Source organism: Lysinibacillus sp. FSL M8-0134 (assembly GCF_038069745.1).
GTDB classification, from domain to species: Bacteria; Bacillota; Bacilli; order Bacillales_A; family Planococcaceae; genus Lysinibacillus; species Lysinibacillus irui.
The window spans coordinates 3,481,101-3,492,954 of sequence record NZ_JBBPAJ010000001.1; the positions used below are offsets into that span (position 1 = coordinate 3,481,101).

Annotated in this window: 11 protein-coding genes and 1 riboswitch; all 11 genes read right to left on the reverse strand. The window is 35.3% G+C overall.

Annotation, left to right across the window (positions count from 1 at the left end; all coding sequences use genetic code 11):
• Positions 1 to 408: 408 nt before the first annotated feature.
• Positions 409 to 3,588: a hypothetical protein gene (locus MKY49_RS17760; protein WP_341386746.1), complete on the reverse strand. Its 3,180-nt coding sequence runs from the start codon at positions 3,586 to 3,588 to the stop codon at positions 409 to 411.
• Positions 3,585 to 5,006, reverse strand: coding sequence for a glycosyltransferase family 2 protein (locus MKY49_RS17765; protein ID WP_341386747.1), 1,422 nt, complete (start codon positions 5,004 to 5,006; stop codon positions 3,585 to 3,587). The genes MKY49_RS17760 and MKY49_RS17765 overlap by 4 nt, the downstream gene beginning before the upstream one ends.
• Positions 5,007 to 6,050, reverse strand: a complete 1,044-nt coding sequence (locus MKY49_RS17770; RefSeq protein WP_274794278.1) for a HEAT repeat domain-containing protein — start codon at positions 6,048 to 6,050, stop codon at positions 5,007 to 5,009. It lies immediately after the preceding gene.
• The gene (locus tag MKY49_RS17775) at positions 6,047 to 6,919 is read right to left on the reverse strand and encodes a response regulator (RefSeq protein WP_322611050.1); all 873 of its coding nucleotides are present in this window, start codon (positions 6,917 to 6,919) and stop codon (positions 6,047 to 6,049) included. Before MKY49_RS17775 ends, MKY49_RS17770 begins: the two co-directional genes overlap by 4 nt.
• 302 nt (positions 6,920 to 7,221) lie before the next feature.
• The gene (locus MKY49_RS17780) at positions 7,222 to 8,073 is read right to left on the reverse strand and encodes a MetQ/NlpA family ABC transporter substrate-binding protein (RefSeq protein ID WP_313470977.1); all 852 of its coding nucleotides are present in this window, start codon (positions 8,071 to 8,073) and stop codon (positions 7,222 to 7,224) included.
• 70 nt (positions 8,074 to 8,143) lie between these two features.
• Positions 8,144 to 8,812, reverse strand: a complete 669-nt coding sequence (locus MKY49_RS17785; RefSeq protein ID WP_312505881.1) for a methionine ABC transporter permease — start codon at positions 8,810 to 8,812, stop codon at positions 8,144 to 8,146.
• A complete protein-coding gene (locus MKY49_RS17790; RefSeq protein WP_274794282.1) occupies positions 8,802 to 9,830 on the reverse strand; it encodes a methionine ABC transporter ATP-binding protein in 1,029 nt (342 codons plus the stop codon). The genes MKY49_RS17785 and MKY49_RS17790 overlap by 11 nt, the downstream gene beginning before the upstream one ends.
• Positions 9,831 to 9,913: 83 nt before the next feature.
• Positions 9,914 to 10,017: riboswitch (SAM riboswitch) on the reverse strand.
• Positions 10,018 to 10,073: 56 nt separating this feature from the next.
• Positions 10,074 to 10,385, reverse strand: a complete 312-nt coding sequence (locus MKY49_RS17795) for a thioredoxin family protein (RefSeq protein WP_274794283.1) — start codon at positions 10,383 to 10,385, stop codon at positions 10,074 to 10,076.
• Positions 10,386 to 10,400: 15 nt separating this feature from the next.
• Positions 10,401 to 10,742: a hypothetical protein gene (locus MKY49_RS17800; protein ID WP_004228229.1), complete on the reverse strand. Its 342-nt coding sequence runs from the start codon at positions 10,740 to 10,742 to the stop codon at positions 10,401 to 10,403.
• Positions 10,743 to 10,833: 91 nt separating this feature from the next.
• Entirely contained in the window at positions 10,834 to 11,214 is a 381-nt protein-coding gene (gene gcvH / locus MKY49_RS17805; RefSeq protein ID WP_004228227.1) for a glycine cleavage system protein GcvH, read from the reverse strand.
• A 215-nt stretch (positions 11,215 to 11,429) separates the two neighbouring features.
• Positions 11,430 to 11,786, reverse strand: a complete 357-nt coding sequence (locus MKY49_RS17810; protein WP_341386749.1) for an arsenate reductase family protein — start codon at positions 11,784 to 11,786, stop codon at positions 11,430 to 11,432.
• Positions 11,787 to 11,854: the final 68 nt, after the last annotated feature.

The window sequence follows — 11,854 nt, forward strand, 5'->3', positions numbered from 1 at the left end:
CCATAAAGTAATGGTTCAATTCCAGTCATTCTTTGTAAAAAGCCCCCTTCAACATTCAAACTTACATATGTCTCTTTAGTCGAAATAGATCAGTAGGATTACATATCATTCAAAATAAATTTATTAACGTTTATATAGTACTAATTGAAACTGAACAATTTCTAAACAATTACATTCTCGGTATTAAAGACCTATCATTTAAATAAATACACCGTTTTATCATTATAAAAATATCCATTTACAATACTTTTACATTAACCATTAACTGTAAAATAAAAATACTTTGTTTAGAAAACTTTTTCTTTCTACAATTCTAAAAATCCCCTTAATCGCCGGTTGTCCACCGACACTTAAGGGGATTGATAAATAATAAAAAACTAAGGGCAGAACAATCTACCCTTAGCTTCTTTAATATGCTTTAAATAATTTTTGTAAAATATAATAGGATTGTTTTAAGCGCTCTTCGTATTTTGGTACTTGCCATGTTTCCCATGTATAAGCAGACAGTGGTGGTAAAACACCATTAGTAGCTGCTGGCATAGATTGAACAACGTTGTTCTCTTTATCTACAAATAAAGCACCAATATAAATATTGTCTACTTTAACGGAAGCCTGATTACCATCTTTATAGAGGTCACCTATAAACTCACGTTGACTTGGATCTTTGGCTTGAATCAATAACCAAGGGATGCGAAGTTCTATAACATTATCTTCAGCCCAAGTATAATCAACTAGAGAATCATAGTCTTTCGCTTCTGGATTAGCATTTCCTTGATGTAATTTTCCTGTTTCATAAATACTAAAATCAGTCGTTCTATTTTGCTCAGGTAAAAATAGTTGTTTATTTAACACATAGTAAATAGGGGCGAACTTTCCACTATTTTTCATAGCATTAGCCATTCGAGGAGCAACTAAGTTTAAACGGTGGCCATATAAATAATCATAAAAATCGTAGTATTCATCAATAACAACCCGAGAATCACCATTTTTATTGAGCTCAACTATAAAATCAATACCATTTGAAAACGTCATATTTTTTATAGATGTAGCAGACGTATTTCCTTGATCTGGTACAACATCTAATAAAATGCGAGGGGAGGTTTGGGCTAACTCCTCACTTTTTAATTTAATGTACAAATAGCGCTCGTCATAGTCTACTGCAAAATCTGTTGGATTGTTTGGTGTAGTATCATATAGCTGTTTACCCATCCATTCCGTTGTCTCGCCATCTACTTTTACCTTCATTCTATCAAAGCTTAATAAACCAAACTGTTGCTCATTTGTTTGGGCATTGGACCAAAATGGTCGACGATTCGGATCATCATAATCCATCGTATTCCACGTTCGTTTAAACCACTCATCTTGCCATGTAAAAACAAGTCCTCCCATGAGCCCTTCATGCATAATATCCTCAAATAAATGTTGAAGTGTTTCTCCCTGTGCTTGTTCTGACATTTGCCCCTGATTCCAACCATATACATTATCATGTGTTTTACCACGTGATGCAGGGATACCAAATTCCGCAATAAGAACTGGCATATTATGAGCTTCATGGAGCTCTTTTAAATAACCTGCATAGCTATTTTTGTTCCCTCGGAAATCGACATAATTTAAATAATCTTTATCAAAATTAAAGAAGTCAGGGTAGTAAGGATACACATGATAGGAAGCAAATTGTCCCGGTGCAGTCATCTCTCCTTTTGTATAAATAACATTTGGATTGACCCCTACTAAATCTTCATCCTCAGATGGCTCTGACGGATGTTCAAGAATGTCAGTTGTGACCCAGTTCGTAAAACTCATTGGACGTAGCCAGTTATATTTTTCCTTTTCATAAACTGACACAAGATCCATTTGTTCTGCTAGCCAATGCTCAAATGGAGAGGCATCCTTTGTTTCAAAAAAAGTACCGTTGTATTGACCAATATTTGCATGTTTTTCATTCGTTCCAACAACCATATGTGGATACCATTCGATTCCTAATACCCATCCTATAACATATTTTGATACGTCTACATCATACAAACCAGATGCATGTCCTGGTTGAGGCTCCACATAGATATTTCCATGAATGACATCTACCATTCGTTTCATTTCTAATTGAAAATCTTCTAACGTATCTTTATCATAGGCGTCCAATGAATTTGATAAGCCCTCTTCATTAATCCAAACTCCATGTAAAACATATAATGGATTTTTTGGATGTTCTTCATTATATTTAGCAAGTGCTCTATAAAAGCCGGGTGGATGTAATGTATAGACTCGTATCGTATTAGCATTCATGTCTGCTATTTGTTTAAACCATCGATAATATTCCTCTTCAGTAATTGCTGCTTCTCCAGGAAAGGCACCAGGTTTCCCCATTCCGATATTGACACCCTTAAATACGATTGGTTCCCATTTGCCGTCTCTTCGCACTTCAAAAGATTGTCCCTGAATCCGTGCATTATAGTTTAATTTCTCATGATTCACAGTATCCTGAACCTCTTTGTGCTCAAATGAATCAAATATTTTATGCATTACCGGGATGTAAATGGACCAATAAAACGAACTGTCTGCATACTTCTCAGCATATTTATAGATTGTTGGTAACCCTTTTATCTTATAAATATTTGGTACCCTTGCGATATCATTAAAATCTCCCGCAAAATAATAACTAGATGTGTAGCGCTTATCTTGACCTACAATTGCTGCAAATTGTTCTGGAATACCATTAGCCTTTAACAGCTCTGTTCCCTTTTTCGTTAAATCCCATTTATAATTTGCAAGAGCATCTTCAGCATATTTAGGTGTAATAATATCAAACCAATAATCGTATTGCGCCCTTGCAGATGAATGAAAGAATTTTTTACCATTTTCAGTAAACTGTACTTGAATACCTGCAGATTTAACATGCTTGTCCAATTCAAGTACAAGTAGCTCTTCTGTTATTTCATTAAATAGTAAAAATCCTCCACCCTTATATGACCAATTATCGCCATGTTCATCGATAACCCATTGCGGTATTTCTAAATTTTTATGATAATCAAGCTCATCGAAATAACGCCCGATCCAGCCAGACCATGTGATTCCTAAATAATCCTGTAATTCTTTACGAACTTCCTCTGATGTTGGTGAAGCAAACGTGTTATACTCAGCAATTAACATGCTCTTCTTTTTGCTGGCTAAGCGTTCGACGATTGCCTGCCATTCTTTCTGTTCAAGTCCTCCAACAATTTTTTCAGAACGTTCACCTAAACGTTTTGTTTGTTGCAAATCATCTTTATAAACTCCGTACGTATCTGCCAAATAAATAACATCATAGTCACTATAATCATTTGGCAACTTCTTTTCTACAACACTTTTAGTTTCATCATTTGGAGCTGTTCCATAGTAATCGCGTTCTACGTCATAAGGTTCATTATTTAATCTATATTTATAATGGTTTAAAAACCAATTCACCCCTAAGTGCTCTCGGTAAGACTCATTCGGAACCGTTTTATCTATAACGGCTACATTTAGCTGTTTCTCATCTTCCAAGTACCACCATGCAATAGGGATTATCATGAGGCCTAGTACGACCATAATCCCTATATAGATTCGTTTCATACACTTTTCTCCTTTTCAGCAATGCCGACACGTTTCATATTACCCCATTCACTTTTTCTTAAGACAAAACGAACTAATCCCTCACAGCGCCAGAATAATGTTAGTGGGCGATACCAAAAAATTTCTGTAAACGCTAAAAGAATCATACGTAACAACTCTCGTTTTTTCGGATACGTATTCATACTCCACGATTCAAACAATACTGCCGCTATTGAAAAAATAACACCATAAATAACGAATAGTAGTAGCAGCATGAGCGCAACTTCATAATAAATTTTCCCTAAGAAAAAGGCTATGACAATATAAATATATCCACCTAACTCCACAAGAGGCCCTAGACATTCTACTAGCCAAAAATACGGGAACGAAAGAAATCCAATCATGCCATATCTAGGATTCAAGGTCATTTTTTTGTGCTTCCATAGACTTTCAAATAACCCTTGATGCCACCTTCTTCGTTGATTGCGCAGTACCCCTAATGTTTGAGGTGCTTCCGTCCAGCAAACTGGGTCGGGTACAAATTCAATACGTTTATTTTCTTTTTTTTCTTTTATAAGTCGATGAATATTCACTACAAGTTCCATATCTTCGCCAATAATATTGGTTGAATATCCACCTGCTTCAACAGCCCATTTTTTAGAGAAAACACTAAATGCTCCTGAAATAATAAGGACTAAATTGAATTTACTTAAGGCTATTCTCCCCATTAAAAATGCCCGCAAGTATTCGATTACTTGCATGATTACTAAGTAATTACTAGGTAATTGAGTCTCATAAATAGAGCCAAACTGCATCTTTGCGCCATTTGCAATACGAATATTACCACCTGCTGCAATGACCTCACCATCAGATAAAATGATAGGCTTCATCACCCGCAGCAAGGATTTTTCATCTAAAATGGAATCCCCATCAATGGAGCAAAAATACGGATATTGAGAGACATTAATACCCACATTTAATGCATCAGCCTTACCACCATTTTCTTTATCAACTAAAATACAATTTTTATAGATTTCAGATTCATATATTTGCTTAATATCTTTTGTAGGGATGTTAGTTCGGACAATTTTGTTGATTGACTTCATTTGAAAATGTTCGATGACCGTTTGAAGGGTTTGATCTGTAGACCCGTCGTTAATAATGATAATTTCAGTTTGAGGATAACGTAAATTCAATAATGAATAAACTGTATCTACAACCCCTACTTCTTCATTGTAAGCAGGAACAAGTAACGACACGGGTTTTGAATAAAAAGCATCTATATGTGCATCATCATACTCTGATAGATCGAGACGATAGCGTTTTCTTAAATCCAGCATAGCAATGATGAACATTGTACAATATGAAACGATAACGAACAGCATATAAAATAAAATAATGCCCCCAAAAAACATCATGCAATAGTCAATTATTTTCATTTACTTCCCCTCTTTTCTCGCTGCAATTTCCTGGGCCATTTCAATTGCATATTGGTCATTTGAGGATTCAATGAATTGCTGTAATTTAGCTATACCATGTCGATCTTCTACAATCGTTTTTGCCGCTTGAGAACGTACCCACCAATTCTCATCTTGAAGAAGTTGCTCTAAATAACTATAAGTGTAAGTAAGCGGTACATGCTTAAAAATTTTGGCAACCATTAACCTTGCTTCCCACATTTCTGAAGTCACAAAAGGGATAAAGGGATCCATCTCATCAATAATACCTATTTCATAAAGGCCTTTTAATGCTCTGATGTTTATTTCCGTCGTATCATGGTCTAATAATTTTTTTAACTCCTCCAAATACTCCATCTTTCTTTTTACAGCAGCAGTATCAATAACAGCAAATTGCATATTAGCTGGCAAGCTATTAAAATCGTGGAAAAATTGAATAAATACATTATCATCTAATAATACAAACAGTCTTCTATATTCACTTTCAGCGTAATTTACATTGGAATTTTTTATTTTCTCCATAAATAAATCTGGTTGGAAAAGGGAGTATATTTTTAATAACTGGAAATGTTCTTCATCTGTAATGTTATTTTTTTCGAATTCTTGGCACTTCGTTAGCAATTGATCTATTTGTAAGTCTGCAATTCGATAGAGGGCATTCATTCGAATACTCCATCGTCTACTTGATAAATCTTTTTCGTAGAATGCTTTTAAATATTGATTGGAGAATTGTTTAATTTTTAGTTCCAACTGTTCATTCCTTATATTCTTTAAATAGGATGAAAAAATTCTTTCAATAGCTTCAACTTGCGCCCTTCCTCTAGGTACCAATACGATACTAAATAGTGCGTTATTGAATAAGTAATCATACCAAAGTTGAGAATAATTTTGTAAATAACGGTCACGAACTTTTTCAAAATAGCTTTCACGCTGTCGCTGAACAAGTAAATACAGTAAAAAGATAAAGAGCACAACTAGTAAGAAGGAAATTATTGCGAAAAGCGTAGAAATAGTCAGCTTGATCATAGCCAAAACCTCGCAAAAGTTCTTTTAATTTTGGCTTCGAGCAAACGTAAATTAAATGGTTTGACAATATATTCATCAACACCGCCTTCATAAGCATTAAGCGCTGCCCCTTCAGAATTGCGTTCTGACATCATATAAATAATAAATTTCTTTTCATTTGGCATATGTCGTAAGATATGCAATATTTCTAAGCCATTTTTTAGAGGTAAAATATCATTCATAAGAATTAGATGCATATGCCCTGATTTATAATCATCTGATTGTAAAAAGCTATAACCATCCTCATAAGCCTTTACATCCAGAGTAAAATGAGGGATATCTATTTGGTTAAGCGTTGACTCTAATACTTGTCTAAAAATAGCGTTCTGTTCAATAATACTAACTTTCACTAATTCTGTTGGTTGCTCACTATAATCTTTTACTTCTGCTATACTCCAAGTTAATTGCTCATCCTCTGATAGCATTTGTTTATTTTTATTTAACAACTCTTCAAAGATAACGTTATTATTTCTTATTTCTGTTATAGAGGCCTTTAATGCAATATGTTGAAACTTCCGTTCTGCTTTTAGGATGGCAAAAATTCGTTTTAAAAATGCTTTAGCTTCTACATCACTACTTTGTAAAAAAAAGATACCCCAATGATTTCCATCGGATAATTGAAAAAGCAAATCTGTCTTACGTATTTTCGATTGTAAAAATGAGGTAACTTGATCATTCGTGGTTTCATTTGGTTGTGTAGAATTAGCTCTTTTTAAAAAGACTGCTGTTATTGTAAGGCGTGATCTAATAACACTTTCCCGCCATATTTCAAAGTAGCGTTCTACTTCATGTTCTTGCATGATATCATGGGCGAATTTTATATCATTCATTAGAATCACTCCCTATTTGTTTTTCTATATTATTATTTTCTATCATTTATTTAATAAATTAACAACAGTATTATAGTAAAAAATATAACTAGACAATATCTGAACATACCTATACGTCATAAAAAGTACATAGTTGAGGATAATTAATCATCTGTACCCTTTCTTAGGAAAGGTGGGCTTCCCAATGACCGAGATGAAAAGCAACCGCCTCGCTTTTTTCAAGTGACATTCTCTTTTTTCAATAACACAAAAGGGTACATAAGTCATTAAACTTATGTACCCTTTTGAAGAATTTTCAATTCTTATTTTACCGGCACTACTGCACCTTTCCATTCTTCTAAGATGAAGTCTTGGATTTCTTTCGAAGTTAATACTTCTAATAATTTTTTAATTTCTGGTTTTGTTTCATCACCTTTACGTACAGCAATGATGTTTACATATGGAGATTCTTTGTCTTCAAGAGAAATAGCGTCTTCGATTGGGTTTAAGCCGTTATCAATAGCAAAGTTAGAGTTGATTAATACTGCATCACCTTCGTCATTTTCATACATTTGTACAAGCATTTCTGGTGCAGTATTCGCATCGAATTTAAAGTTTTTAGGATTTTCTTCAATATCCTTTAATTCAGCTGCTGTTTTATCAATACCCTCTTTTAGTTTAATTAAGCCTTTTGCTTCTAATAATGATAGCATACGACCATGGTCGGATACTGAATTAGAAAGTAAAATTGTTGCTCCTTCAGGAAGGTCCTCTAATGATTTATATTTTTTAGAGTAAATACCGATTGGTTCAATATGAACGCCACCTGCATTAACGAAATCATAGCCATTGTCTTTAATTTGTAACTCTAAGTAAGGAATATGTTGGAAATAGTTTGCATCAATTTCTTCTGACTCTAAATCTTGGTTTGGTAAAACATAATCTGTATATGGTTCAATCTCAAGATCAATACCTTCTTTTGCTAAAATCGGTTTTGCCTTTTCTAAAATAACAGCATGTGGTGTGTTAGAAGCACCTACTTTTAATGTTACGTTTTCTTTGCTATCTGATTGATCATCTGATGCTGAATTAGCATCTTCTTTTTTATCAGTACCACAAGCTGCTAAAGCTAGGACAAGTATTGATAAAAATAATCCTGCCAATAATTTCTTCATTTATGACACTCCCTTTTACTTTGTTTGAAATATGTTAGCGGTAAGAACCGGAATAACCTCTAATGTCTTTCTAGCGTTTATCGATTTTATCGGTAATGACATCACCAATCCATTGAATGATAAATACAACTACTAAGATCAAAATAGTTGCCATTAATGTCACATCTTGGCGATTTCGTTGGAAGCCATCTAGGAAAGCTAAGTTTCCAAGACCACCTGCACCGATAATCCCTGCCATCGCAGTGTAACCAACAAGTGCTACAGCCGTTACGGTAATACCAGAAATCAGAGCTGGTAATGATTCAGGGATTAGGACTTTCCAAATAATTGTGGACGTTTTAGCCCCCATTGAACGAGCTGCTTCAATGACACCTTTATCAATTTCGCGTAATGCAATTAAAACCATACGAGCGTAAAATGGAGCTGCACCAATAATTAAGGCTGGTAAAGCCGCATTTGCTCCGCGAATTGTCCCAAGTAAAAACTTCGTAAATGGAATTAATAAAATAATTAATACGATAAATGGAATGGAACGGAATATATTAACGAGTGACCCCGTTAAAAAGTTAACAATTTTATTAGCCCATAACTGATTAGGACTTGTTAAAAATAGCAAGATACCAATAACCAATCCAAGAATAAATGTGACAACTGTTGAAATAGCTGTCATATACAATGTTTCATACGTAGCTTGCCACATATTTTCCCAGTCTACGTTCGGAAAGAGATTAGTTAGCATTTGCGATCACCTCCGTTTGAACTTCGACTGTATTTAAATAATGTAGGGCATCAGCCACATTTTCCTTAGAACCATCAATTTGCACAATAAGTGTACCGTATGCTCCATTTTTCGTTTGCGAAATATTGCCATGAACAATGCTTACTTCCACATCGAATTTTTTAACAAGATGTGAAATGACGGGCTGTTCCGTTTTTTCACCAACAAAGATCAGCTTGACAAGTTGACCAGTTGGGTAGTTTGCTTTGATCTGTTCCACTGTATCCTTTGTTTCTTTTGTGTCGGTAATCTGGGCTACAAATTTCTTAGTAATAGCTGCTTGTGGTGCTTGGAAAACTTGCAACACCTCACCACGCTCTACAATTTCACCAGCCTCCATTACGGCTACACGATGACATATTTTACGGATAACGTGCATTTCATGGGTAATCAATACGATCGTTAACCCTAAACGTTCATTGATATCAACTAGTAAGTCAAGAATAGCATCTGTCGTTTCAGGATCCAGTGCAGATGTCGCCTCATCACATAGTAAAACTTCTGGATTATTAGCTAATGCTCGTGCAATCCCAACTCGCTGCTTTTGACCACCTGAAAGTTGTGATGGGTATGCCTTATCACGTCCTTCTAAACCTACAAGTGAGATTAACTCCTTCACACGGGCTTCTCGTTGAGCTTTTGGAACACCTGCAATTTCCAGAGGGAAAGCGATGTTTTCAGCAACTGTTCTAGACCAAAGTAAATTGAAATGCTGGAAGATCATACTTACCTTTTGTCTAGCAGCTCTTAACTTTTGCCCTTTAATGGATGAAAATTCTAGATTGTTTACTGTTACCGTTCCTGTTGTCGGTTTCTCTAATCCATTTAATAAACGAATCATGGTACTTTTACCGGCACCACTATAGCCGATGATGCCAAAGATTTCACCTTTATTTATAGTAAGGTTGACGTCTTTGACTGCCGTTAATTCGCCATTTGCTGTTTTGTATTTCTTCGTAATATTTTGAAGCTGAATCATAGCGAATACTCCTTTTCTTATATAAAAAAACCCCTTCACTCATAGACAAGTAGAAGGGGTCACGTATGATACGTTAAACCGTTCTCTCATCTTTCAAAGAAAAATCTTTGGGTGATTTGGCACCTTTTCACATGGTGATGGTTGCCGGGCTTCATAGGGCACTTCCCTCCGCCGCTCTTCATAAGAGTTCGATATATTTAATGTTTTAGTAATATATTTGATACTTTACCACGCTAGTAATGTTCAGTCAATTGATTTTTTTAACAATTCGTACAAAAAAGGTACAGATTGAAAAGCATAAATTTTATCTGTCACTTTCCCGCCATCAGTAACAAGTAAACATGGGACACTTTCAATTTGATGCTCATAAGCAATCTGCTCTAGAAAGTTGATATTTGCTTTGCCGATTTGAAGCTGTGGCAGCAATTGTTCAATAACTGACAGCATTTTTGATGCCACCGCACATGTTCCACACATCGGTGTATATAAATAAAATGCAGCTTTTTCACCCGACTGTATAGCCGCTTCCCACTGCTCTTTTGACCATTCTTCCATTGATTTCACGCAACCTTACAAAATATATTCATTATGGATTGAGAAATGAGCACGCAATAAAATCATCGCTAACACTTTTCTTGGTGTTGTCTCTACTTCCTTATATGTTGGCATTGTACGTAAATGCTCAGCCTCTGGATAATGTCTGTCCATTAATGCACGTAGCTTATCGCCAGACGTATCTGCATCAAAAAAAGTGAAAAGCTCACAGCCCTCATAAGGATCGAGTAGCTCTTCTAATTGATGCACACCAATTGTACCATTCGTACAAAGTATTGTAACATTCTCATTTAAAATAGGCTCAATTTGTAGCTTATCTGAGCGTCCTTCTACGATCAAGCATTTTCCCTCGAACATTACGCCACCTCCAATTAGACATCCCCACTTATAAGTCATTATATAACAAAAAACGCCGGTAGTTTCCGACGTTTTTCGATTATAGCTTGTCTTATTCAGCGATCATTTCTTCGTATTGCTCTGCTGTCATAAGTTTTTCAACTTCAGATGCATCAGCAGGCTCAACAACGATCATCCATGCTTTTTCATATGGTGATTCATTAACGAATTCTGGGCTATCTTCTAAATCTGCATTGACTTCAACTACAGTACCTGAGATTGGTGCATATAATTCAGAAACAGTTTTAACTGATTCTACGCTACCGAATGGATCATCTGTTTTGATTTCGTCGCCAACCTGTGGAAGCTCAACGAAAACGATATCTCCTAATTCAGATTGTGCGAAGTGAGTAATACCAATACGTACTTTTCCATCTTCTACTTTTACCCATTCATGTTCTTCAGAGTATCGTAAGTCTTTAGGTGTGCTCATGCAATAAACCCCTCCATAAATATGTAATATATTCACTTTCAGTGTGCCATACTTCTCCTATAAAAACAAGATTCAATTACACCTCTAGGTAATTGAAAGCATATTTTTTCGAGTTCGCTTCAAAAATTAGAAACATCCATCGGAGACATTATTTTCATTCAGATCATGCCTTACACTTCCAAATAGAGGTAAGTCCTTTATCACGATCAAGACGGCTATTTCCAAGTTTGCTCAAAATCAGCTTCTTTAAACCCTAACGTTACTTTTTTTCCATCAGTCACGATAGGTCGTTTAATTAACATACCATCAGAGGCAAGTAGCTCAAGCTGTTCCTCTTCCGTCATATCAGCCAGCTTGTCCTTTAAACCAAGCTCACGATATTTCATACCAGATGTATTAAAAAACTTCTTTAAAGGTATTCCACTTGCCTGCCATAAAGCTGTTATTTCTTCCTTTGTAGGTGGTTGCTCTACAATGTGTACCTCTTCATAGGAAACTTCATGATCATTTAACCACTTTTGCGCTTTTTTACATGTTGTACATTTAGGGTAATGAATAAATTGAATAGTCATTAATATGCTCCTCTACTGTCTTTTTCTGTAGTATACCATCATAATTGTTTTGAATGGAGGAACTTCTC

What these genes read in the sequence shown, in the direction of transcription:
- MKY49_RS17790 (WP_274794282.1), bottom strand. Translation starts at nt 9,830, where the DNA reads ATGATTCAGCTTCAAAATATTACGAAGAAATACAAAACAGCAAATGGC.
- MKY49_RS17785 (WP_312505881.1), bottom strand. Translation starts at nt 8,812, where the DNA reads ATGCTAACTAATCTCTTTCCGAACGTAGACTGGGAAAATATGTGGCAA.
- gcvH (WP_004228227.1), bottom strand. Translation starts at nt 11,214, where the DNA reads ATGAGCACACCTAAAGACTTACGATACTCTGAAGAACATGAATGGGTA.
- MKY49_RS17760 (WP_341386746.1), bottom strand. Translation starts at nt 3,588, where the DNA reads ATGAAACGAATCTATATAGGGATTATGGTCGTACTAGGCCTCATGATA.
- MKY49_RS17765 (WP_341386747.1), bottom strand. Translation starts at nt 5,006, where the DNA reads ATGAAAATAATTGACTATTGCATGATGTTTTTTGGGGGCATTATTTTA.
- MKY49_RS17800 (WP_004228229.1), bottom strand. Translation starts at nt 10,742, where the DNA reads ATGTTCGAGGGAAAATGCTTGATCGTAGAAGGACGCTCAGATAAGCTA.
- MKY49_RS17775 (WP_322611050.1), bottom strand. Translation starts at nt 6,919, where the DNA reads ATGAATGATATAAAATTCGCCCATGATATCATGCAAGAACATGAAGTA.
- MKY49_RS17770 (WP_274794278.1), bottom strand. Translation starts at nt 6,050, where the DNA reads ATGATCAAGCTGACTATTTCTACGCTTTTCGCAATAATTTCCTTCTTA.
- MKY49_RS17810 (WP_341386749.1), bottom strand. Translation starts at nt 11,786, where the DNA reads ATGACTATTCAATTTATTCATTACCCTAAATGTACAACATGTAAAAAA.
- MKY49_RS17795 (WP_274794283.1), bottom strand. Translation starts at nt 10,385, where the DNA reads ATGGAAGAATGGTCAAAAGAGCAGTGGGAAGCGGCTATACAGTCGGGT.
- MKY49_RS17780 (WP_313470977.1), bottom strand. Translation starts at nt 8,073, where the DNA reads ATGAAGAAATTATTGGCAGGATTATTTTTATCAATACTTGTCCTAGCT.